We start from the raw sequence: 21,133 nt of genomic DNA, 5'->3' as shown, positions 1-21,133 counted from the left end.
CCCGCCGGTCAGACCGTGGTCGTCACCTGCGACCCGCCGGCCGGGGTGCGTCGCACGGCGATCCGCTCCGGGATCCGCTGCTTGAGTTCCTCGACGTGGCTGACGATCCCGACCTGTCGCCCGCCCGCGGTCAGTCGCGACAACTGCCCGATGACGTCGTCGAGGGTCTCGGGGTCGAGCGTGCCGAACCCCTCGTCGACGAACAGGGTGCCGAGCGAGACCCCGCCGGCCTCGGCCTGCACGACGTCGGCCAGGCCGAGCGCCAGGCACAGCGACACGGTGAACGTCTCGCCGCCCGACAGGCTGCGGGGATCACGGATGGTGTCGGTCGTGTGGTCGTGCACGGCGAGGGCGAGCCCCGTCCGTCGCGACCGTGACCCGGATTCCCGTTCGTCGGAGGTCTCGAGGGTGAACCGTCCGGCGAGCATGCCGCGCAACCGGTCGTTCGCCGCCGCCACGACGTCCTCGAAGCGCCGCATGAGCACGTAGGTGCCGAGCGTGATGCCGGTCGGATTCACCGATGCCACACCGTTCGCGACGTCGGCGAGCCGGACGACGGCGCGGCTGCGGGCCGAGGTCTCCTGCCGCGCGCGGACGGTGCGGTCGACCTCGGTCGCACACTGCTCGACGGCCTCGGCGCGGTGCGCTGCCGTGACCGCGAGCCGGGTGGCCTCGTCGAGCTCGGCCGTGGCGCGGACCCGTTCGGCCTGGGCCGCCGGCAGGTCGAGCTGCTCCGGATCGTCGTCGGCGGCCTGCACCACCGCGGGGTCGTCGAGCCCTGCCCGGACGACGGCGCGTTCGGCCTCGGCTGCGCTGATGCTGCTGCGGAAGCGTGCGACGGTGTCGGGCTCGAGCAGGCCGGCTCGTGCGGCGTCGACGTCTGGGAACGCCTGCTCGTCGAGGACCCGGGCGACCTCGGCGCTGCGCTCGTCGCGTGCGCGGGCCGCGGCTGCCGCGCGGTCGTCGGCCTCGGCGACGGCGCGGAGCACCGTCAGCCGTCCGTCGAGCTCGTCGACCGCGGCCCGGAGCGAGACCGGCGCGCTGTCGCTGTCGCTGGTGTCGTCGCCGTCGAGCAGCGCGCCGAGCCGGTCGATCGCCTCGTGCACAGATCGCAGGTCGGCCTCGAGCCGCTCGGCATCTGCGGCCGCAGTCGTCACGAGCACCGTCCGCCGGGCGTCGAGGTCGTTCCGCTCACGCTCGAGCGCCCTGGTCGCGGTGTCGTGCGCCGTTCGCTCACGCTCGTGGTCCAGCACGAGCGCCGCGGCGTCGTGCGCCGCTCGGACCCGCTCGTCGGCGGCGACCGACATGGCGTCGAGGGCGACCGCGTCGACCGCGCCGACGACGGCGACCAGTCGGAGGTGCTCGGCGCGCTCGACGGCCAGGTCGGCCGCGGCGTCCGCGAGCTGCTGGTCGGCCAGACGCGTGGCGTCGCCCGCGGACTCCACCGCCTGGATCGTCGGGTGGTCGTCCTGCGGCGCGGCCACGGAGGGGTGGACGGTCGACCCGCAGACCGGGCACGGGTCACCGGGGGTCAGCGCGGCTCCGAGCTCTCCGGCGAGCCCGGCGATCCGCCGCTCGCGCAGGGAACGTTCGGCGTCGAGCGCCTCGGTGGCACGACGGCGGGCATCGGCCACGATGCGTTCGGCATCGGCGACGCGATGCTCGGCGCCGTCGCGCGCGGCCAGGTCGGCGCGGAGCGACTGCACCCGGGCGACCTCGTGCGCGGCTGCGTCGGCGTCGGCAGCGGTCGTCGAGGCGGTGCGGGCGGCCTCGACGATCCGGGCTCGTTCCGTCGGCCGGGCTTCGAGCGCGGTGTCGAGGGCGGCGAGGTCGTCGGTGAGCCGCGATGCGGTCGCAGTGGTCTCAGCGATGGCGGTGCGTCGTGCGTCCGCTTCGGCCTCGACCGCGACGACGTGCCGGACGTCGGACAGGGCGTCGGTCAACGTGTCGCGGCGCCGGACGACCTGCCCTGCATCGGCGGCGAGGAGCGCGTGCTGGTCACGCAGCCGGGCCGCTGCCGCGGCGGTGTCGTCTGCCCGCACGGTTGCGGCGTCGAGGCCGTCGGCAACCGCCGCGACCCGGGCGGCGCGCTCGGCCGTCGCGACCGCTGCCCGCGCCTGCTCGATCTGCGGGGCGTCGTCGTCGAGCAGCGCCTGCCGCCGCAGCAGTGCCGCTCGCCGGTCGAGGGCGGCCGCACGAGCCGTCACCGATCGTTCGTGTTCGGTCGCCGCCGTCGCAGCGGCAGCCGCAGCCGCCCGGGCCGCCCCGGCGGCGTCGGCCGTCGCGCGGAGGGACGCCACCGTGCCGGGGACCACGGATTCGTCAGCGTCGGCGAGGCCGGCCGCCTGCGCGAACCGGGCCAGGGCGTCGCGGACGCGGTCGTCGGCCCCCTCGACCTCGGCCTGCACGGCTCGGCGGCGAGCGGCGAGCTCGTCGGCGGTGCGGTCGTAGACCTGGGTACCGAACAGCGACTGCAGGAGCTTCCGGCGGTCTTCCCCCGGGGAGCGGAGGAACCGTGCGAACTCGCCCTGCGGCAGCACCACGGTCTGCAGGAACTGCGCGCGGTCGAGCCCGACGATCCGGGCGATCTCGACCCCGACCTCGGGGATGCGGGACGACATGGGTTCGCCGGCGACGTCGGTGGGCGCCGCGAGCCGGAACAGCTGCACGGACGCCTGCTGCTTCACCGTGCCGGTCCCCCGCTGCTTCGGTCGGTCGTACTGCGGGGTGCGCCGGACCCGGAACACCCCCGCACCGGTCTCGAACACGAGCTCGACGAACGGCTCGACCACGGGGTCGGCGTGCTGGCTGTGCAGCCGGTCGGAGCTGGCATCGGACCCGGCGAGTCCGCCGTACAGGGCGAACACGACGGCGTCGATGATCGTCGACTTGCCGGAACCGGTCGGCCCTTCGAGCAGGAAGACCCCGGACGCGGCCAGCGCCGCGAAGTCGATGGTCACGAGGTCGGGGTACGGCCCGATGGCGCGCAGTTCGAGTCGGTGCAGGTACATCAGCGGTCCCCCTCACGCTGCAGGGCGAGCGCCGCGGCCTCGTACGCCTCGGTGAGCACCGCCCGTTCGTCGTCGTCGGGCAGCCCGCCGGTGGCGAAGGCCACGAAGTCACCGGCGACCTCGACCGGGTCGGACGTCGCGGTGACGGCCCGCGCGGCGGTGGCGGTCGGCCGGTCCGCCGGTTCGTGTGTGATCGCCAGGGCGTGCGGGAAGTGGTCCTTCACGCGGGCGTACATGCGTTCCGGGTGCACGGTGTCGGTCACCGCGACGCGGACCCAGGCAGCGGCATCGGCCCGGAAGTCCCCGGACTCGATGGCGTCGATGCTGCCCCGGACGTCCACGAGCCGCCGCGGCACCGGGGTCGGCACGAGCTCGACGGTGACGGCACCGGCCGCGTCGAGTTCGACGATGGTCACGGACTTCCGCTGGTGCCGCTCGCCGAACGAGAACGCCAGCGGTGACCCGGCGTACCGGACCCGGTCGTCGTCGCCGACGCGTTGCGGGCCGTGCAGGTGTCCGAGGGCGACGTAGTCGAACCCGTCGAACACCGACTCGGCGACGCGGTCGACCCCGCCGACGCGGATGTCCTGCTCGCTGTCGCTCGGGTCGGCGCCCCCGACGAAGGCGTGCGCGACGACGACGCTCCGGGTGCCGGCCCGCGTCTCGAGGTCGGCGCGGACCCGTTCGGTGGCGGCGTGCACGACGGCGTGGTGCGAGCGGGCGAGGGGTTCGTCGGGGACCGCCGCCAGGGCGTACCGCGTGAGGTCGGGGTGCAAGTACGGGATGCCGTACACGGCCACCGGGCCGTCGTCGTCGGTCACGAGCACCGGATCGGCCACGTGTGCGGGCTCGGCGAGGATGCGCACGCGCTGCCCCATCACGCCGGCCCCGAAGCCGAGCCGCGCGGCGGAGTCGTGGTTGCCCGGCGTGAGCACCACCGTCGTGGTCTCGGCGAGGCGCTCCAGCACGCGGGAGAGCATGCGGACGGCGTCCACCGGCGGGATCGCACGGTCGTAGACGTCGCCGGCGATGACGACGAGGTCGACCGCGCGCTCGCGGGCGAGATCGACGAGCCAGTCGGTGAACGCGGCCTGGTGCTCGAGCAGGTCGGCACCCAGCAGTGTGCGGCCGAGGTGCCAGTCGCCGGTGTGCAGGATGCGCATTCGGCCACGGTAACGCCGGCCGGGGACATCCCCGGACACCTCGCGGTGCCCTGTGGACAACCGATCGGGCGTCAGTTCGCGCAGCTCAGGTTCGTGCCGACGAGCGCGGTCTGGATGCGCGTCGTCGCCGTGCTGTCGACGTACCAAGAACCTGCCCAGTTGGTGCGGATCTTCACGGTGACGACCGCACCGAGGGTGAGGATGCCGCTGCCCGTGACCCGGATCGGCGCCGTGCTGCCCGCCGGTCCGGTCGCCGCGATCGTGTTCGCGTTCGTGTTGAGCACCGAGAAGGACGCCGCTGCCGGCCCGTTGTGCGCGAAGCCGATGTTCACCGAGCCGTCACCGTTCGGCGAGCAGGTCAGCGCCGTGGCGGGGGTCGCCGTGCCCGCCGTGAAGGCCGCGGTCGGTGCGACGGTGGTCCGTGACCAAGGAGCCGCGTCCGCCGCTCCAGGCAGCAGGACACTGGCTGCCGCAGCGAGCACGAGCACCGCGGCGCCGCCGCCGACGCGGCGCAGTCGGCGCACGCGACGCGCTCGTCCCCGCAGCGCGCGACGCGTGAGGAAGCTGGACGCAGCGGCCGGGAGGCCCGTGGCGGCGCCGTCCCGCGCCTCCAGGCCGTCGTCGGTACCGGCTGCCGGACCGGCGGCGTGGTCCGGACCCGTCGCGTCGTCCGGACCGGCTGCACCGTCGGTGTCGTCGTCGGCTTCCACGAGTCGCCGGAGCGACCCGTCGATCGTGCAGAGCGCGAGCACCGCGGTCAGGCCGAGCGCGAGCATCGCGACCAGGCCCCACTCCCCCGCGCTGATCCACCGGATCGGGGTGCCGATGAAGGGGATGCGCAGGAAGGCGACGCCGTGCACCGCGGAGCGCTCGATCGGTGTCGAGTCCTGCTGCGGGTTGGCGTCGCCCTTCGTGACCATGGTGCCGCCGGGGCCGTCCTCGACGTAGCGGTGCATGCGCAGGTGGTCCGCCTGGTCCGGGTCGTCGGCGAGCAGAACCTTGCCCGTCGCGATCTCGCCGGAGCCGACCGGACGCGAGACGACCACGTCACCGGGGACGATCCGCGGCTGCATCGAACCGGTCATCACGGTGGTCGGCTGCCAGCCGATGAGCGCCGGCGCGGCCGCCCAGAGCGCGAGGCCGAGCAGCGTCGCGACCACGCCCCGGGCAACGGTGGCGACGACGACGCGCCCCCAGTCGACGGCGTCACGGACCGCTGCGTGCGGTGCGGGACCACCGTGCACTGCGATGCTGCTCATGACTGCCTTCGACCGGGGGCGCGTTGCGGGGCGGGAACGAACGGGGCTGGTTCGGCCCCGGGGCCCGGCTCAGCTGTTCTGGGCCTCCCAGGTGAAGCCGAGGGCTGCGGTGCCGCCCTGCACCGTGTTCGGCGCGGTGCTCGAGACCGTGTAGGTGACGCGGTAGACGCGCGTCTCGGACGCGGTGCCCGTCGGGGACCAGGTGCCGACGCCGGTCGCGTAGTTGGTCGAGGCGGCGCCGAAGCCCGCGACGGTGCCGCTGTAGAGCGACCCGCCCGTGGCGGCCGGGGTGAAGCCGGAGCAGGAGCCGAAGCCGCCGCCGGTGCCCTGCTCGACGGTCAGGTTGACGTTCGCCGCCAGGTCCTTCGTGGTCGAGACGTTCGTGCCGTAGAGCTTCACGGCCGAGGGCAGCGAACCGGTCGACGTCACCGCGATGCAGTTCGCACCGGTCGAGCCGGGCTTCAGGTTGTTCGCCGTGAACAGCGCGGTGTTGTTGTCGTCGTCGGACAGGGCGACACTGCCGGCCGTCCAGTTGTTCGTCGGGTTGACCGTGGTCGAGGAGAAGGCCGCGTACGAGGCCGTCGACACGACGACCCCCGAGGCGACGAGGGCGGCGGGGATGGCGATCCAGGCGGCGAGGCGGGCAGCACGAGGCGTGACACGAGACATGGTTGGACTCCGTGAGGAAGAGATCTGATCGGTGGTTCGGACGGGCCCGCGGTGGTTGGTCGCGCTACGTGCCGAGGTGGTACGACGATCAAGCTACTTTGCGGTCGAGTTGCTCACAAGGGCGAGGACACCCCCCGTGCTGGGGGTATCTTAATGATTGAGATACTTGTTGACTGAGATTCCCACCCCGAACCCGAGACGAGCCCCCATGACGGACACCGACCCGGTCGTCCTCCCCCCGCACACACCCGCCGCCCCCGCAGCACGCGTCGACCCCGTGACCCCGTCGGCGCCGGTGTCGCCCGACGTGACGGCGCTCGACCCGATCGGCGCCGAGGCGGACCCGGACGTCGACCTGTCGCGTCTCCTCACCGCCTTCCGCGTGCTCCAGGTGCAGCACGCGCGCGTCCTGCACCACGAGAGCACGATCCGCGGGCTGCACGACACGGACACCCGCTTCGTGTTCTTCCTCAGCGCCGCCGGTGGCCACGGCGTGACCCCGAAGCAGGCCGGCGAGTACCTCGAACTCACCACCGGTGCGATGACGTCGCTGATCGACCGGCTCGAGAAGCACGGACACCTGGAGCGTCGCCCGAACCCCGAGGACCGCCGGAGCGTGCTGCTGCACCTCACACCGTCGGGCACGGCGGTCGCCCGCGAGGTCGGCGCCGTCTACTCCGACGCGTTCCGGCAGGTCGTCGCACCGTCGGAACGTGCCGCGGTCGCGGCCGCGTTCGAGGGGCTCGGCGCCGCCCTGGAGCGCCACCACCGCAGCACCGCCGTGTGACAGCGGGTGTCACGGCCCCCGCGTAGCGTGAGCGCCATGACCCCCTCTGAACTCCTCATCGAAGCGTTCTCCCGCGTCCCCGAGACGGTCGAGCGGGCCGTCGACGGGCTCTCCGAAGACCAGCTCGCCGCACGCCCGGCCGCCGGGGCGAACACCCTGGCGTGGCTCGCATGGCACATCGCCCGCGGCCAGGACGTGCAGATCGCCGACCTCGCCGGCTCCGAGCAGGTCTGGACGGCGGACGGCTGGTACGACCGGTTCGGCCTGCCGTTCCCTGCCGAGGCGCTCGGCTACGGCATGTCCCGCGACGACGTCGGGCGGGTGCGGGCGTCCGCCGAGCTGCTCACCGGGTACCTGCGCGCCGTGCACGAGCGCACGGTCGCGTACCTCGGCACGCTCGGCCCGGACGACCTCGACCCCGTCGTCGACGACGCGTGGGACCCGCCCGTGACGGCCGGCGCGCGACTCGTGAGCATCCTGGACGACTGCACGCAGCACGCGGGGCAGGCCGGCTTCGTACGCGGGCTGCTGTTCTTCAACCGCTGAAGGCGCGCTGCCGCGCGGCCGCTTCGTGAGCAGGAATGGTCGGGTCCGACTTCGCGACCCGACCATTCCTGCTCACCATGTGACGGACGGGAGGCCCGGTACCAGCTGGTGGGGCCCACCTCCCGTCCGTCGTGTGGTCGCGACTACCGCGCGGCGAGCTCCGACACGATGCCGTCACCGGGTGCGGCCTGCACCAGGTCCGCCTCGATCTCCGCGCGCTCGAGGATGCCCTCGATCTTGCGGATGCGGCCACGCGGGACGATCGTCACGACCGTGCCCTCCTTGCCGGCACGGCCCGTGCGGCCGGAGCGGTGCATGTACGCCTTGTAGTCGTCCGGGGCATCCGCCTGCACGACGAGCGAGACGTCGTCGACGTGGATGCCGCGGGCGGCGACGTCGGTGGCGACGAGCACGTTCACCCGGCCGCTGGTGAGCAGCTGCAGGTTGCGGGTGCGGCGCGACTGGTTCAGGTCGCCGTGGAGCGAGGTCGCGCGGATGCCGGCGTCCTCGAACTGGTCGGCCAGACGCTCGGCGTAGGCACGGGTCCGGGCGAAGACGATGGTCTTGCCGTCGCCGGCGACCAGCTCCTCGAGGAGACGGTCCTTCTCGCGCTGCTCGACCACGAGGACACGGTGGTCGATGGTCGAGGACGCCTGGTCCTCACCCGCGACCTCGTGCACGCTCGGCTCGTGCAGGAACTGCTCGACGAGCGCCGCGACCTGGGTGTCGAGCGTCGCGCTGAACAGCAGCTTCTGCGCGCGGTTGCCCTGCGGGGTGACCTCGGCCGTGGCGGAGAGGATCTCCTGCACCGGCTCGAGGAACCCGAGGTCGCACATGTGGTCGGCCTCGTCGAGCACGGAGATGATGACCTCGCTGAGGTCGAGCTTCCCCTTGTTCATGAGGTCCTGGACGCGGCCGGGGGTGCCGACGATGATGTCGACGCCGCGCTCGAGCGCGCCCTCCTGACGGCCGTAGGGCACGCCGCCGTAGATCTGCGTCGTGAACAGGCCGACCGAACGCGCGATGGGCTGCACCGTGCGGTCGATCTGCAGGGCGAGCTCACGGGTCGGCGCGAGGATGAGCGCACGCGGGGCGCGGCCCATCTTGCGCTTGGTGCCGCCGCCGTGCTCCATGAGCTTCTCGACCAGGGGCGCGCCGAAGGCGATGGTCTTGCCGGAGCCGGTACGGCCACGGCCGAGGACGTCCTTGCCGGCGAGCACGTCGGGGATCGTCGCCGCCTGGATCGGGAACGGGCTCGAGGCGCCGAGCTCCTGCAGGGCGCGGGAGATGTTGCCGCCGATGCCCAGGTCGCCGAAGGTCACGCCCTCGACGTCGGCCGCGATGGTGGCCTCGGCCTGGAGCTTCTCGAGCTTGACGTCGTCGGCCGGCACGAACCCGCCGCGCTCGGGCTCGTCGAACGAGCGGCGCGGGGCACGGTCGGTGCGGTCGTCGCGGTCGTACTTGCGCGGGGCGCGGTCGTCACGGTCGAACTTGCGCGGAGCATCGCGGTCGAACGAGCGACGCGGACGGTCGTCGCTGTCACGACGCGGTGCACGGTCATCGCGGTCGAACGAGCGACGCGGACGGTCGTCGTTGTCACGACGGGGAGCACGGTCGTCACGGTTGAAGCTGCGCGGTGCACGGTCGTCGCGGTCGAACGAGCGACGCGGACGGTCCTCGTTGTCACGACGGGGAGCACGGTCGTCACGGTTGAAGCTGCGCGGTGCACGGTCGTCGCGGTCGAACGAGCGACGCGGACGGTCCTCGTTGTCACGACGGGGAGCACGGTCGTCACGGTCGAAGCTGCGCGGTGCACGGTCGTCACGGTCGAACGAGCGACGCGGACGGTCGTCGTTGTCACGACGGGGAGCACGGTCGTCACGGTCGAAGCGACGGGGAGCACGGTCGTCACGGTTGAAGCTGCGCGGTGCACGGTCGTCACGGTTGAAGCCGCGACCGCCACGGTCGTCGCGGTCGGGGCGACGCTGGCCGCCGCTGTCGCGCGGCTCCCAGTTCGGACGGGCCGGACGCTCGCCCTGCGACGCGCGACCGCGACGCTCCTCGGCGTCCCAGCGCTGCTTCTGGCGCGGCTGCGAAGAGTCGGCGGCGCGGAATCCGCGGTGCTTGCTGCTGCGGGCGGCGGGGGTGCCGTTCGGGTGGCGGACGCGGTCGGAGGCGCGGTTGTCCGCGCCGCCCTTGTTGTACGGGGCCATGGCTGCTTTCTCGGGTGCGCAACGTACCGCAGCGCCCGACAGCGACATCGGCGGGGGCTGCTTGCGGAAAGGGGGTTCATCCCGTCGCGAGTCGACGTGATTCCAGCCCTCGAGCAACACACACCCAGCAGAATTTCCGTGATCACAATGTCACGACGTCGAAGGCCGACCGAGCGAGTCTACGCGAGCCGGCGCCCTGACGCCAGCCCCACGCGGTCCGGTGGCGGCGTACCGGGCGCGGGACGGGCCTCCGGGCCGGTGGTCGCGCTCAGGACTCCGCGAGCCGACGACGCTGCTCGGCGACGTCGAAGTCCGCCTTGGGCCAGGACAGGTGCATGTCCTCCAGCGCCCGGAGCAGGAGCTGCTGCACGGCGAGGCGCGCGTACCACTTGCGGTTCGCGGGAACGACGTACCAGGGCGCCTGCGGGGTGGAAGTGCGGTCGAGGGCGATCTGGTACGCCTGCTGGTAGCGGTCCCAGAGCAGGCGGTCGTCGATGTCGCCCGGGTTGAACTTCCAGTGCTTGTCGGGGCGGTCGAGTCGGTCGCCGAGGCGCTCGCGCTGTTCGTCCTTCGAGATGTGCAGCATCACCTTGACGATGGTCGTGCCGGCCGCGGCGAGCCCGTCCTCGAAGGCGGTGATCGCGCCGTACCGACGTTCGATCTCGTCCGGCGCGGCGAGCCCACGGACCCGCTGGGCGAGCACGTCCTCGTAGTGCGAGCGGTCGAACACGCCGAGCTGCCCGGCCGCGGGCAGCTGCTTCTCGATGCGCCAGAGGAAGTCGTGCTCGCGTTCTTCGGCTGTCGGGGCCCTGAAGCCCGCGTAGTGCACGCCGTTCGGGTCGACCGCTCCGACGACGTGCGAGACGATGCCGCCCTTGCCCGCGGTGTCCATCGCCTGCAGCACGAGCAGCACCCGGCGCTCGTCACCGGCGGTCGAGGCCGCGTACAGGCGTTCCTGCAGGGCGGCGAGGCGGGAGGCTCCGGCAGCGAGGGCCTCGAGGCCGTCGATCTTGCGACCGGGGAAGCCCGGGGTGCCATCGGGGTCGACCTGGTCGAGGCGGAACCCGGGTTCGACGCGGAGCAGTGGTTCGGGATCGGCGTTCCAGGCCTTGCGACTGCTCACGGGTCCTCCTGCGGTGCTCCGGTCGGCGACTGCCGTGCTCATCCTCGCACTGCCCGGTGACGTCGGTGTGGCCGGTCGACGCCGGGAGCGCTGCTCGCGGTTCCTCCGCTCGGGTGACGTGGGCGGCCGCCGGGGCGGCTAGCGTGGACGTGATGAAGTCCGGCCGCCGCTCAGTGCTCGCGCTCGTCGCCGCGGTCGTGGCGCTCGGCGCGATGGCGTCCTGCAGCACGGACCCGGTCGGTGACGAGAACGCCACCGTGACCGCGGACAGCATCATCTACCCGCTGTCGCTGCGGTACCACGGCATCGACGTGGTGGCCGACGTGCCCTACGGCGCCGACCCGTTGCAGCGCCTCGACGTGTGCCTGCCCTCTGACAGCGCCCCCGCGACGACGGCGACGCCCACCGCGACGCCGTCCGCCTCGGCGACCGCCGACCCCGATGCCGAAGCGGTCGAGGCCACCACCGGACGTCCGGCGGTCCTGATGATCCACGGCGGCAGCTGGTCACACGGCGACAAGGCGACGGCCGCGTACCGGTCCGTGTGCAAGTACCTGGCGTCCGAGGGCTTCGTGACGTTCAACGTCGACTACCGCCTGGCACCGACGGATCCGTTCCCGGCCGGGCTCGACGACGTCCGCCGTGCGCTCGACTACGTGTTCCGTCCGGCGACGCTCGAGACCTACGACGTCGACTCCCAGCGCGTGGGTGTGTTCGGCGGGAGCGCCGGCGGCAACCTCGCCGCGATGCTCGCCGTCACCGACCACGACTCCGCCGCGTACGCCGACGGCGACCGGATCCGCGCCGTGGTGGACCTGAGCGGGCCGACGAACCTGACCACCCGGTCCACCGAGCCCGACGGTGTTTCGGCGGCTTTCCAGCGCAAGCAGCTGCTCTACCTGGGGTGCCGGTCCTACGCCAGGTGCCCGGCGGCCACCCGGGCGTCGCCGGAGTTCCACGTCACCTCGGACACCGCGCCGTTCTTCATCGGCCACTCCACCGACGAGTTCATCCCGATGTGGGAGTCACAGGAGTTCGCCGCGACGCTCCGGTCCCACGACGTCCCGGTGACGTTCGTGGCGGTCGAGGGCACGGCGCACTCGATCGCCCAGCTCGACGAGGCGATGAGCCGCCGGGTGGTCACGTTCCTGCGGACGCAGTTGGGCTGACCGCACGGTCGCTCGACGGGCTGGCAGCGCGATCGGCCGACCGGCTGCCGGCGCCGGCGACCGACCGCGTGCCCCGGGTGGGTGCCACCCGGAGTCGGGACTGCCGCTGCCGCGCCCCCGGCCGCAGACTTCGGGGGTGACCGACACCTCGACCCGCCCTGCCCGCGCCGCTGCGACCCGCTGGGACCGCCCGGCGCTGCAGACGTTCGGGGAGCTGCTGCTCGGGCTGTCGTTCGTCGCAGCGGTGGCCTTCGGCGGGTACGCCTCGGTCACCGGGCAGCTGGCCGTCGTGTCGCAGGGCGCCGCCGTGGTGTTCCTCGTGACGCTGACCCTGGTGCTGGTGTCGTGGTTCCGGGCCGTCGAGCGCGAAGAGCGAGCCGAGCGCGTCGTCGTCTCGCCCCTCGCCGCGATCGACGCCGAGTACCGCCGCTAGGCAGCGCCGCCGGATCGCGCCGCCCGTCGCCGCTGTCGTTCCTGCCGGAGCTGCGCGCGTTCCTGGCGTCGCTCAGCGCGCGCCTGTTTGCGGGTCTTCCCCGCGGCGATCCGGTCGTCGTTGCGTTCGCGAGCCCGCTCGACCACGAAGTACAGCGCTGGCAGCACCACGAGCGTCAGCAGCGTCGAGGACACCAGGCCACCGATCACGACCAGTGCCAGCGGCTGCGAGATGAAGCCGGACTTGCCGGTCAGCCCGATCGCCATCGGCAGCAGCGCGAAGATCGTCGCCATCGCCGTCATCAGGATCGGACGGAGGCGTCGGGTGGCCCCCTCGATCAGGGCCTCGCGCACCCGCAACCCGCGCCGTCGGTACTGGTTGACGAGGTCGATGAGCACGATCGCGTTCGTCACGACGATGCCGACGAGCATGAGCAGCCCGATCAGCGACGCGACGCCGATCGGAACACCCGAGGCGATCTGCAGCAGGATCGCGCCCGTCGCCGCGAACGGCACCGACACGAGCAGCAGCAGCGGCTGGAGCAGACTCCGGAACGTCGCGACCATGATCACGTAGACGATCAACACGGCGACCAGCACCGCGAGCCCGAGCTGCGAGAACGCCGACGACTGGCTGGCGGCGACGCCACCGATCGAGGCGGTCGCCCCCTTCGGCAGGTCGAGCTCGTCGACGGCGGTCGTGACGGACTGCACGGCCGCACCGAGGTTCGTCGCGTCCGGCGTCACGGTGATCGTGGCGGTACGGGCCGCGTTCGTCGTGGTGACGGTGGTGGGGCCCTCGGACTCCTCGACCGTGGCGACGTCGGACAGCGGGACCGTGCCGGTGCTCGTCGGCACGTCGAGGGCACGGAGTGCGGCGATGGTCGTCGGCGGCTCCGGGTCGGCGATGTAGACGTCGAGCGTCGCGTCGTCGATCTCGATGCTGCCGGTGTCCCGCGGCGAGACCGCTGCGGCGACGAGGCCACCCACCTGGGTCTCGGTCAGGCCGAGTGACGCGGCCTTCTGGCGGTCGACCCGGACGGCGAGGAACGGCTCCGCGGCGGACAGGTTGCTCGTGGCGCCCGTGGTGTCCGGGACCGACTGCATGGTCCTCAGCACCTGGCGCGACGCCGTCTCGAGCTGTGACTGGGTGGGCGCGGTGACGTCCACCTCGATGTCGCTGCTGCCACCGAACCCACCACCGGAGGACGCGATGGTGACCTCGCCGACGTCCTCGATCGCCCCGATCGTCTTCCGGGCGTCGGCCTGGACCGTCGGCTGGTCGGCCTCGGCGTCGGTCGTCACGGCGTACTGCACCGAGGCGCTGCCGCCCCCGCCGAACGCCGCCTGGATCGACTGGCCGCTCGTGCCGATGGTGGTCTGCACGGTCTCGACGCCGTCGACGTCCTGCAAGGCCCGCTCGACCTTGCGTGCGGACTCGGACTGGACGGCGAGGCTCGAACCGGCCTTCAGGTCCTGCGTGACCGTGAACGTGTTCTGCCCCGAGTCGCCGAGGTAGTTCGTGGTGACGAACGGCAGCGTGGCGGCCGTGCCGCCGAGCACGATCACGGCGAGCAGGATGACGACGACCGGCTTGCGGACGACCCAACGGAGCACCGGCAGGTAGACACGGCGCAGGCGGTCGACCCGGTCGGCGTCGTGCAGGTCCGCGGCGGAGGCGAGCGCACCCTCGGAGCGATCGCGGTCGGCATCGGCAGCCGACGGCGCTGCGTCCACCCCTGCATCCGCTGCCACCGTCGCGTCGCCCGGCTTCGCCTTCGGCGGGCGCAGCCACCAGTACGCCAGCACCGGCACGATCGTGAGCGAGACGAACAGCGACGCGACGAGCGCCAGGGTGACCGTCACGGCGAACGGTCGGAACAGCTCCCCCACGAGTTCGGCGACGAAGGCGACCGGCAGGAACACCGCGACGGTGGTCAGGGTCGAGGCGGTGACGGCACCGGCGACCTCGCGAACGGCGTCCCGCACGGCCTGGCCGCGGTCGACGCCCGGGAGCATGTGCCGCTTGATGTTCTCGATGACGACGATCGAGTCGTCGACGACGCGGCCGATCGCGATCGTCAGGGCGGCCAGCGTGATGATGTTGAGCGTGTACCCGGCGGCGCGCATGCCGATCGCGGCGAGGAGCACCGACGTCGGGATGGAGATCGCGGTGACGAGCGTGGAGCGCCACGACAGCAGGAACACCAGGATGACGAGCACCGCGAAGGCGAGCCCGAGCAGGCCTTCCTCGGCCAGGGAGTCGATCGACTGCTGGATGTAGGGCGCCTGGTCGAAGACGACGGTGAAGCGGGGGTCGCCCTCGATCTTGTCCTCGATCCCGGGCAGGGCGTCGCGAACGGTGTTCGAGACGTCGACGGTGTTCGCTTCCTGCGTCTTCGTGATCGAGATCGTCAGCGCCTGCTGCCCGTCCACACGGCTGATGGAGGTGCGCGGCGACTCGGTGATGGCGACCTTCGCGACGTCGCCCAGGGTGGTGTCCGTCGCCGCGGCCGCGGCCGTCGACCCGTCCGTCGCGGCGTCTCCGGTGGGCGCGGGACCGGCCGCACCCGTGCCGGTACCGGCCGCACCGGCGCCGGTCGCCCCCGTGCCGGTCGCCCCCGTGCCGGTCGCCCCCGTGTCGGTGGCACCCGCAGCCGTGCCGTCACCGGACGTCGCAGTCCCGTCGGCACCGGCGACACCCGACCCGGAGCCGTCCGACCCCGACGAACTCGACGAGCTCGACGAACTCGACGAGCTCGACGAGCTCGACAGCGGCAGGGCGCGGATGTCCTCGAGCGAAGCGATCCGCTCGCCCGTCTGCACCGACAGGGTCGAGCCGTCCTCGGTGATCGTGCCGCCGGGGATCAGGGTGCCGTTGTCGTCGAGCGCGTCTGAGATCGCGGTCTGGCTCAGGCCGCGCGCGGCGAGCTCGTCCGGGTCCGGCGTGATGACGACGCGTCGTCCCGGGTTGCCGAAGACGTCCGCCTGCCGAACACCGTCGAGCTTCTCGAGGTCGGGGATCGCCGAGGCCTGCAGCCGGTCGACGAGCTGCTCCTGGTTGCCGGACGCCGACACGGCGACCTGCAGCACCGGCAGGTCGTCGAAGGAACCGGTGACGATCTGCGTCTGCACCGAGTCGGGCAGCGACAGCGCGTTCACCGCGGTCTGGATCTTGTCCTCGGCGCTGGCCAGGTTCGAGCCGTACTGGAACGACGCCGACACCACGCTCTGCCCGGTCGACGACGTCGCACTGGTCGACTCGAGGTCCGGGACGACCTGGATCGCCTGCTCGATCTTGGTCGAGACGTCGTTCGACACGACCTCCGGCGTGGCTCCGGGGTACGCGCTGACGATCGCGACCTGCGGGAACTCGACACTGGGGATCAGCTCCTGCTTGAGGCTCGAGAGCGCGATGCCGCCGAAGACCGCGACCACGATCGTGACGAGCGCGATGAGGGCCCGGTTGCGCAGGCTGAAGACCGAGAGGAGGTGCACGTCATCGATCCTCGCAGGACCGACCGACGAACGCTCGGCTGGCTGCCAGAACCCGCCGTCGGATCAGGACCGAGGGACCAGGACCCGCCGTCTGATCAGGACCGACGGATCAGGAGCCGCCGAGCACCAGGTACGCCCCGAGCACCGCGACGGTCCCGACCACCCCGGTACCGAGCGCCACCACGCGCCCCACGGGCGACCGTGTGCCGAGCACCCCGATGCCCAGGAGCGCCACCCCGACGACGATCTCGACGACCCAGGTGCCGTGCCCCGTCGTCACGGCGACCTGCAGCAGCCCGCGGATCCCCTCCCCGACGAGCACCGCGGCCGTCACACCGAGCGCCCCCGCGCGCCACCGGGCATCGCGGGACCGCACCGCCACGGCGGCCGCTCCGGCCAGCAGCCCGGCCGGCACCCCGAGCAGCACCCAGGGGTTCGTGATCGACAGCACGTCGGGGAACCCGCGCAGGACCGTCGCGGCCCAGTACCCGACGTGCATGAGCTCGAGGAGCACGACGCCGAGCACCATCGCCAGCGGCAGGGCGACCCGGCCCCCTCGCACTCCGGCCACCAGGCACAGCAGCGCGGCGACGAGGAACCACGGTCCGGCCGAGTTCGACACGGCGGCGAGAGCGGGCACCGCCTGCCCGAACGAGGTCAGGACGCCCGCCAGGAACGCCCCGCTCAGCGCGATGGTGACCCGCACCACGGCGGGGACCGCCGCGGGCGGATCGACGGGCGTCGGCACAGCGGAGGGGGTTCCGGCGGACAGGGTGGCGTTCATGGCACCAGCCTCGCCGGACCCCACCGACGCCGCATCACCCCGAGGAGCGAGAACCCCCGACCGGACCTCACCCCGGAGGATGACCTCTCAGACCACCGCCGCCAACGACCCCCGCACGCCGCTCGACTCGCCGCCCACCCGTTCCCACGACCGCAACAGCACGTCGACCAACCGCCCCCGGTCGGCCGGGGCCATCGTGAACGGCACCCGCAGGAACCGCTCGAACCCGCCGTCCGGCCCGAACACCCCGCCCGAGGCCAGCACCACGCCCTCGGCCCGCGCGGCGAGCACGAGCGCGCTCGACACCGGCCGACCGAGACCCACCCACGTCGTCAACCCGCCCGCCGGTGCCGGGACGTCCCACTCCGGGAGCCGCGCCCGGAGCGCCCCCACGACCGCGTCGCGACCTTCGCGCAGGGATGCACGCCGCGCCTCCAGGACGGCCGCCGTCCGCGGGACCAGCTCGCGCACGACCAGCTGGTCGAGCACGGGGGTGCCGAGGTCGCCCGTCGGGCGGGCGAGTAGCAGCCGCTGCAGCAGCGCCGGATCGGCGCGGATCCAGCCGATCCGCAGCCCGCCCCAGAACACCTTCGCGGCGGAACCGATCATCACGACCGATGCCCCCGACGGGTCCGCCGACGCCAAGGGCGGTGACGGCGATCCGTCGATCCGGAGCTCCCCCATCGTCTCGTCCGCGATGACGATCGTGCCGACCGAGGACGCGACCGACAGCAGGAGCTGGCGGGTCGACGCGGACATGGTCGCACCGGTCGGGTTGTGGAGCTCGGGCATGACGTACGCGACGGAGGGCGCGGTGCGACGCAGCGTCGTCTCGAGCGCGGCGGCGTCCCACCCCGTCCGCGCGTCGACGGGGACGCCGACCAGTCGGCCGCCGACCTCGCGGAAGGCCTCGTGCGCGTGCGGGTAGGTCGGGGACTCGACGAGCACGGCGTCGCCGCGGCGGACGAGCACCCGCGCGAGCAGGGCGATCGCGTGCTGCGCGCCGATCGTGACGATGACCTGGGTGGGCTCGGTCGGCAGTCCGCGCTCGGTGTAGCGCGCGGCGATCGCGGCGCGGAGGCCGGGGTCGCCGACGGTGTCGTAGCCGATCCCGGCGAGCGCCGCCGGGACGTGCCGGACCGCCCGCTCGACCGCCTCGTCGATGCCGGGGGCCGCGTGCAGGGCCGCCTTGCGCAGGTCGAGCAGGCCCCCCTCGACGACCCCGCCCAGGCGTTCGGGGTCGGGCCGGCCGACCAGGTCACGGGGCAGGTGGACCACGCTGCCGGAGCCACGGACGGACACCAGGAACCCGTCGGAGCGCAGCCGGGCGTAGGCGTTCGCGACGGTGGTGCGCGAGACGCCGAGGGCCGCGGCCAGGCCGCGCTCGGCCGGCAGCCGGACACCCTGGGCGACCCGCCCGTCGATGACGAGGACCCGGAGGGCGTCGGCGAGCGCCTCGTACGCGGGGGCGTCGGTGCCGGCGCGCCAGTCGGTCAGCAGGTGGGAGGCGGCGCGGGCACTGATCAGGACAGGGGGCACGGGTCCACGGTAGCGCGATTGGCTCTCGACCAGCAGGCCAATCTCTCGGGACGATGGCCACATGCCCCGCCGCACCGCCCGTACCCTGCGCTTCGTCCAGCTCCTCGTCGGACTGTTCCTCTACGGCGCCTCGACCGCACTGCAGGTCCGCGCGGTGGTCGGTGTGAGCTCGTGGACCGTGCTGACCCAGGGGCTCGAGAACGTCGTGCCGTGGTCGTTCGGCGTCATCACGGTGGTGTCGAGCGGCGTCATCCTGCTGCTGTGGATCCCGCTGCGCCAGAAGCCGGGCATCGGGACGCTGCTGAACGCCCTGGCGATCGGGCCGAGCGCCGACCTGGTGCTCTGGCTCGTGCCGGAGCCGTCCGGACTGCTCGCCCGGATCGCCCTGTTCGCCGCGGGCCTGGCGCTGCTCGCCGTGGCGACGGCGTTCTACATCGGAGCGGGGTTCGGCACTGGCGCGCGTGACGGCCTGATGGTCGGGCTGCACGAGCGCTTCGGCTGGCCGCTCTGGCTCGCGCGCACCCTGGTCGAGGTGTCGGTGGTCATCGTGGGCTGGGTCCTCGGCGGGAACGTCGGCGCCGGCACCGTCATCGCCGCCTTCGCGATCGGCCCGATGGTCCAGCCGCTCATGCCGCACTTCCGCCGGTTCCCGTGGAGCCCCGAGCACACGGCAGCAGCGCCCGCACCGAGCGTCGCCGCACCGGCCCGGGAGGCTCGCCCCACCCCCGACACGCCCGCTTCGTGAGCAGGAACGGTCGGGTCCACGACCCCGGCCCGACCATTCCTGCTCACGATCCCGCGCGACCCCTTGCGGCGGCGCGGAACGCGATATAGCGTGATCAGCACAGACGCGATACATCGCGAGTTCCAGGAGGCAACATGGCGCAGGAGAAGTGGCTCGTCGACGAGCCCAAGGTCATCGACACCGGCATCGTGCGCACCGTGCGTGTCGGCCTCGTCGGCGGGCAGGTGGACGTCGTCGCGCACGACGAACCCACGGCCCGGGTCGAGATCCACAGCGTGTCCGGCAAGCAGATGCTCATCGAGGTCGACGGCGACACCCTCACCGTCGACCACCCCCAGGTCCGGTGGGACGACCCCATCGGGTTCCTGAAGTCCTTCCGCGGCAAGGCCCACGCGGACGTCAGCATCCTGGTCCCCCGCGACGCCGGCATCACGCTCGGTGTCGTCTCGGCCGGTGCGCTGCTGTCCGGCACGAACCGCGGGGCGACGCTCAACACGGTGTCCGGCGACCTGGTCGTCGACGGCGTCGCGGGTGACGTCACGGTCAACGCCGTCTCGGGAGCCACCACGATCCGCGACCTCGACGGCGCGCTCGCGGTGCACACCGTCTCCGGCGACGTCGTGGCCACCGGCGAGATCCCGCGGTTCCAGGCCGACGGCGTCTCGGCCGACGTCGTGCTCGACCTGCACGAGGTCCCCGAGTCCGCCCGCGTCAACACGGTGTCCGGGTCGGTGAGCGTCCGCCTGGCGGACGGCGTCGCCTACAAGTGCACGGTGAACACCGCGACCGGCAAGCTGCAGTTCGACGACGCCGAGATCCGCGGGGTGCGCGGTTCGTACGTCAAGCAGGGCGGCGAGCTGTCCGGCCAGTGGCTCGACCTGCGGGTGAACTCGGTCTCCGGCGACATCGCCGTGCTGCACGCCCCGCCGGTCGCCGAGTCGACACCCCCGACGACGCCGACCACGCCGCCGACCACCCCGACGAACGAGAGCGAGGTGCCCGAATGAGCCCCGTCTTCGCCCACGGCCACCTGCGCCTCTACCTGCTCGTCCTGCTGGCCGACCACCCGATGCACGGCTACGAGCTCATCCAGGCACTCGGCGACCGCTTCGGCGGCACCTACGTGCCGAGCGCCGGCACCGTCTACCCCCGGCTCGCCAAGCTCGAGGACGACGGACTGGTCACGAAGACCGCCGACGGCCGCAAGACCGTCTACGCGATCACGGACGCCGGCCGTGCCGAGCTCGCGGCGCGTGCCGACGAGATCGCCGCGGTCGAGTCCGGCGTGAGCGACTCGGTCAAGTCGTTGGCCGACGGCGTGCGAGCCTCGGTCGGCGAGGCCATGCGGTCGCTCCGTGCCGACCTGGCCGCCGCCGCCGAGAGTCCGGCGACCGGTTCCGCCGAGGAGCCCGTGTCCGTGCCGTCGGACAGCGCCCGCGCCCTGCGCGAGCTCGAGATGGCCCTGTCGTCGTTCCGGCAGCAGGTGCGAGCGGACCTGCGCCGTCGAGCGACCCGCGGGACGCTCGGTGCGGACACCGTGACGCGTCTGCGTGACGGCCTGGAGGCCCTGCGCAAGTCGCTCTGACCGCCGGCGGCCGACAGGCGGTGGCGACCAGGGCCTCCCGGCCGTCGTCCGCACCGTCTGTCGGCCCGCTGCGTGCGGGGGCGCCGCCGACGCATCAGGAAGCCGGCAGCCGTGTCGGCGGGAAGCCGGCGAACGCGTCGGCCGCCGTCAGGTCCTCCCCGCGTTCGACGCGCGCCACGGTGGTGCGCACGGCCGCGAGCTGCCGGGCCAGTCGGTCCCGTTCGTGCTCGAGCCACGTCAGGTGTGCCGTGAGCGCCGCGACGTCGTCGGCCTCGTCGTCGAGTCGTCGGGCGATCTCGGGCAGCCCGAGTCCGAGCCCGCGCAGCAGCAGGATGCGCTGCAACCGGACGAGCGCACGGTCGTCGTAACGCCGGAGCCCGCCCGCGCCGACGGCCGTGGCCGGCAGCAGCCCGACGGCCTCGTAGTGCCGCAGGGTCCGACTGGACACACCGGCGGAACGCGCCATCTCCGTGATGGCGTGGGGAGCTTTCGCAGCTGCGCCGTCCGGGCCTGTCGATGCGCTCATGCTGGCGACTGTAGTGCTTGACGCCGCGTCAACTGCAAAGGGTGTGCGACACCCAGGGTGGAGCGCCCGCAGCCGACCGGGAAT

General features: G+C 72.9%; 17 protein-coding genes. 7 read left to right on the top strand and 10 right to left on the bottom strand.

The window, feature by feature from the left end; genetic code table 11:
• Window positions 1–8: 8 nt before the first annotated feature.
• The 4 genes from Q9R26_RS12870 to Q9R26_RS12855 form a co-directional block, all read right to left on the bottom strand.
• Window positions 9–3,011 carry an SMC family ATPase gene (locus tag Q9R26_RS12870; RefSeq protein ID WP_311227498.1) on the bottom strand — a complete coding sequence of 1,001 codons (3,003 nt, stop codon included), beginning with the start codon at window positions 3,009–3,011 and terminating at the stop codon, window positions 9–11.
• Window positions 3,011–4,174 (bottom strand): exonuclease SbcCD subunit D, encoded by a 1,164-nt coding sequence (locus Q9R26_RS12865; protein ID WP_311227497.1) that lies wholly within the window; start codon window positions 4,172–4,174, stop codon window positions 3,011–3,013. The genes Q9R26_RS12870 and Q9R26_RS12865 overlap by 1 nt, the downstream gene beginning before the upstream one ends.
• Window positions 4,175–4,245: 71 nt before the next feature.
• Window positions 4,246–5,433, bottom strand: a complete 1,188-nt coding sequence (locus tag Q9R26_RS12860) for a S24/S26 family peptidase (RefSeq protein ID WP_311227496.1) — start codon at window positions 5,431–5,433, stop codon at window positions 4,246–4,248.
• Between the two features lie 69 nt (window positions 5,434–5,502).
• Complete coding sequence (locus Q9R26_RS12855; protein ID WP_311227495.1) at window positions 5,503–6,102, bottom strand: hypothetical protein; 600 nt, start codon at window positions 6,100–6,102, stop codon at window positions 5,503–5,505.
• Window positions 6,103–6,310: 208 nt separating this feature from the next.
• On the opposite strand from Q9R26_RS12855, the gene Q9R26_RS12850 reads away from it, so the two are divergent.
• Window positions 6,311–6,889: a MarR family transcriptional regulator gene (locus Q9R26_RS12850; RefSeq protein WP_311227494.1), complete on the top strand. Its 579-nt coding sequence runs from the start codon at window positions 6,311–6,313 to the stop codon at window positions 6,887–6,889.
• A 36-nt stretch (window positions 6,890–6,925) separates the two neighbouring features.
• Window positions 6,926–7,435 (top strand): mycothiol transferase, encoded by a 510-nt coding sequence (locus Q9R26_RS12845; protein WP_182066133.1) that lies wholly within the window; start codon window positions 6,926–6,928, stop codon window positions 7,433–7,435.
• A gap of 143 nt (window positions 7,436–7,578) precedes the next feature.
• Here Q9R26_RS12845 and Q9R26_RS12840 read toward each other — a convergent pair whose 3' ends face one another.
• Window positions 7,579–9,648 (bottom strand): DEAD/DEAH box helicase, encoded by a 2,070-nt coding sequence (locus Q9R26_RS12840; RefSeq protein WP_311227493.1) that lies wholly within the window; start codon window positions 9,646–9,648, stop codon window positions 7,579–7,581.
• A 268-nt stretch (window positions 9,649–9,916) separates the two neighbouring features.
• The gene (locus Q9R26_RS12835; RefSeq protein ID WP_262136943.1) at window positions 9,917–10,771 is read right to left on the bottom strand and encodes a PPK2 family polyphosphate kinase; all 855 of its coding nucleotides are present in this window, start codon (window positions 10,769–10,771) and stop codon (window positions 9,917–9,919) included.
• Window positions 10,772–10,923: 152 nt separating this feature from the next.
• Between Q9R26_RS12835 and Q9R26_RS12830 the strand changes: the two genes are divergently transcribed.
• Both Q9R26_RS12830 and Q9R26_RS12825 read left to right on the top strand, forming a co-directional pair.
• Window positions 10,924–11,940, top strand: a complete 1,017-nt coding sequence (locus Q9R26_RS12830) for an alpha/beta hydrolase (protein ID WP_182067204.1) — start codon at window positions 10,924–10,926, stop codon at window positions 11,938–11,940.
• Window positions 11,941–12,076: 136 nt separating this feature from the next.
• The gene (locus Q9R26_RS12825; protein WP_182067203.1) at window positions 12,077–12,373 is read left to right on the top strand and encodes a hypothetical protein; all 297 of its coding nucleotides are present in this window, start codon (window positions 12,077–12,079) and stop codon (window positions 12,371–12,373) included.
• On the opposite strand, the gene Q9R26_RS12820 is transcribed toward Q9R26_RS12825, so the two are convergent.
• From Q9R26_RS12820 to Q9R26_RS12810, 3 genes are all read right to left on the bottom strand, one after another.
• Window positions 12,370–15,870: an efflux RND transporter permease subunit gene (locus Q9R26_RS12820; protein ID WP_311227492.1), complete on the bottom strand. Its 3,501-nt coding sequence runs from the start codon at window positions 15,868–15,870 to the stop codon at window positions 12,370–12,372. The genes Q9R26_RS12825 and Q9R26_RS12820 overlap by 4 nt on opposite strands.
• A 109-nt stretch (window positions 15,871–15,979) precedes the next feature.
• The gene (locus Q9R26_RS12815) at window positions 15,980–16,654 is read right to left on the bottom strand and encodes a DUF6518 family protein (protein WP_209133129.1); all 675 of its coding nucleotides are present in this window, start codon (window positions 16,652–16,654) and stop codon (window positions 15,980–15,982) included.
• 87 nt (window positions 16,655–16,741) lie between these two features.
• A complete protein-coding gene (locus Q9R26_RS12810) occupies window positions 16,742–18,193 on the bottom strand; it encodes a PLP-dependent aminotransferase family protein (protein ID WP_311227491.1) in 1,452 nt (483 codons plus the stop codon).
• A 61-nt stretch (window positions 18,194–18,254) separates the two neighbouring features.
• On the opposite strand from Q9R26_RS12810, the gene Q9R26_RS12805 reads away from it, so the two are divergent.
• The 3 genes from Q9R26_RS12805 to Q9R26_RS12795 all read left to right on the top strand — a co-directional run bounded on the left by Q9R26_RS12805 (window position 18,255) and on the right by Q9R26_RS12795 (window position 20,523).
• Window positions 18,255–18,938: a hypothetical protein gene (locus Q9R26_RS12805; RefSeq protein ID WP_311227490.1), complete on the top strand. Its 684-nt coding sequence runs from the start codon at window positions 18,255–18,257 to the stop codon at window positions 18,936–18,938.
• 134 nt (window positions 18,939–19,072) lie between these two features.
• Window positions 19,073–19,945 (top strand): DUF4097 family beta strand repeat-containing protein, encoded by an 873-nt coding sequence (locus Q9R26_RS12800; RefSeq protein WP_182064702.1) that lies wholly within the window; start codon window positions 19,073–19,075, stop codon window positions 19,943–19,945.
• Window positions 19,942–20,523, top strand: coding sequence for a PadR family transcriptional regulator (locus tag Q9R26_RS12795; protein WP_027465044.1), 582 nt, complete (start codon window positions 19,942–19,944; stop codon window positions 20,521–20,523). The genes Q9R26_RS12800 and Q9R26_RS12795 overlap by 4 nt, the downstream gene beginning before the upstream one ends.
• 94 nt (window positions 20,524–20,617) lie before the next feature.
• On the opposite strand, the gene Q9R26_RS12790 is transcribed toward Q9R26_RS12795, so the two are convergent.
• A complete protein-coding gene (locus Q9R26_RS12790) occupies window positions 20,618–21,049 on the bottom strand; it encodes a MerR family transcriptional regulator (RefSeq protein ID WP_182064701.1) in 432 nt (143 codons plus the stop codon).
• Window positions 21,050–21,133: the final 84 nt, after the last annotated feature.

It is taken from the genome of Curtobacterium sp. BRB10, from assembly GCF_031844325.1.
Taxonomy (GTDB): Bacteria; Actinomycetota; Actinomycetes; order Actinomycetales; family Microbacteriaceae; genus Curtobacterium; species Curtobacterium poinsettiae_A.
Note: the sequence above shows the minus strand (reverse complement) of the source record. Positions and strands in the feature narration are given on the sequence as shown.

What these genes read in the sequence shown, in the direction of transcription:
- Q9R26_RS12845 (WP_182066133.1), top strand. Translation starts at nt 6,926, where the DNA reads ATGACCCCCTCTGAACTCCTCATCGAAGCGTTCTCCCGCGTCCCCGAG.
- Q9R26_RS12790 (WP_182064701.1), bottom strand. Translation starts at nt 21,049, where the DNA reads ATGAGCGCATCGACAGGCCCGGACGGCGCAGCTGCGAAAGCTCCCCAC.
- Q9R26_RS12830 (WP_182067204.1), top strand. Translation starts at nt 10,924, where the DNA reads ATGAAGTCCGGCCGCCGCTCAGTGCTCGCGCTCGTCGCCGCGGTCGTG.
- Q9R26_RS12840 (WP_311227493.1), bottom strand. Translation starts at nt 9,648, where the DNA reads ATGGCCCCGTACAACAAGGGCGGCGCGGACAACCGCGCCTCCGACCGC.
- Q9R26_RS12805 (WP_311227490.1), top strand. Translation starts at nt 18,255, where the DNA reads ATGCCCCGCCGCACCGCCCGTACCCTGCGCTTCGTCCAGCTCCTCGTC.
- Q9R26_RS12800 (WP_182064702.1), top strand. Translation starts at nt 19,073, where the DNA reads ATGGCGCAGGAGAAGTGGCTCGTCGACGAGCCCAAGGTCATCGACACC.
- Q9R26_RS12815 (WP_209133129.1), bottom strand. Translation starts at nt 16,654, where the DNA reads ATGAACGCCACCCTGTCCGCCGGAACCCCCTCCGCTGTGCCGACGCCC.
- Q9R26_RS12865 (WP_311227497.1), bottom strand. Translation starts at nt 4,174, where the DNA reads ATGCGCATCCTGCACACCGGCGACTGGCACCTCGGCCGCACACTGCTG.
- Q9R26_RS12850 (WP_311227494.1), top strand. Translation starts at nt 6,311, where the DNA reads ATGACGGACACCGACCCGGTCGTCCTCCCCCCGCACACACCCGCCGCC.
- Q9R26_RS12855 (WP_311227495.1), bottom strand. Translation starts at nt 6,102, where the DNA reads ATGTCTCGTGTCACGCCTCGTGCTGCCCGCCTCGCCGCCTGGATCGCC.
- Q9R26_RS12860 (WP_311227496.1), bottom strand. Translation starts at nt 5,433, where the DNA reads ATGAGCAGCATCGCAGTGCACGGTGGTCCCGCACCGCACGCAGCGGTC.
- Q9R26_RS12870 (WP_311227498.1), bottom strand. Translation starts at nt 3,011, where the DNA reads ATGTACCTGCACCGACTCGAACTGCGCGCCATCGGGCCGTACCCCGAC.
- Q9R26_RS12795 (WP_027465044.1), top strand. Translation starts at nt 19,942, where the DNA reads ATGAGCCCCGTCTTCGCCCACGGCCACCTGCGCCTCTACCTGCTCGTC.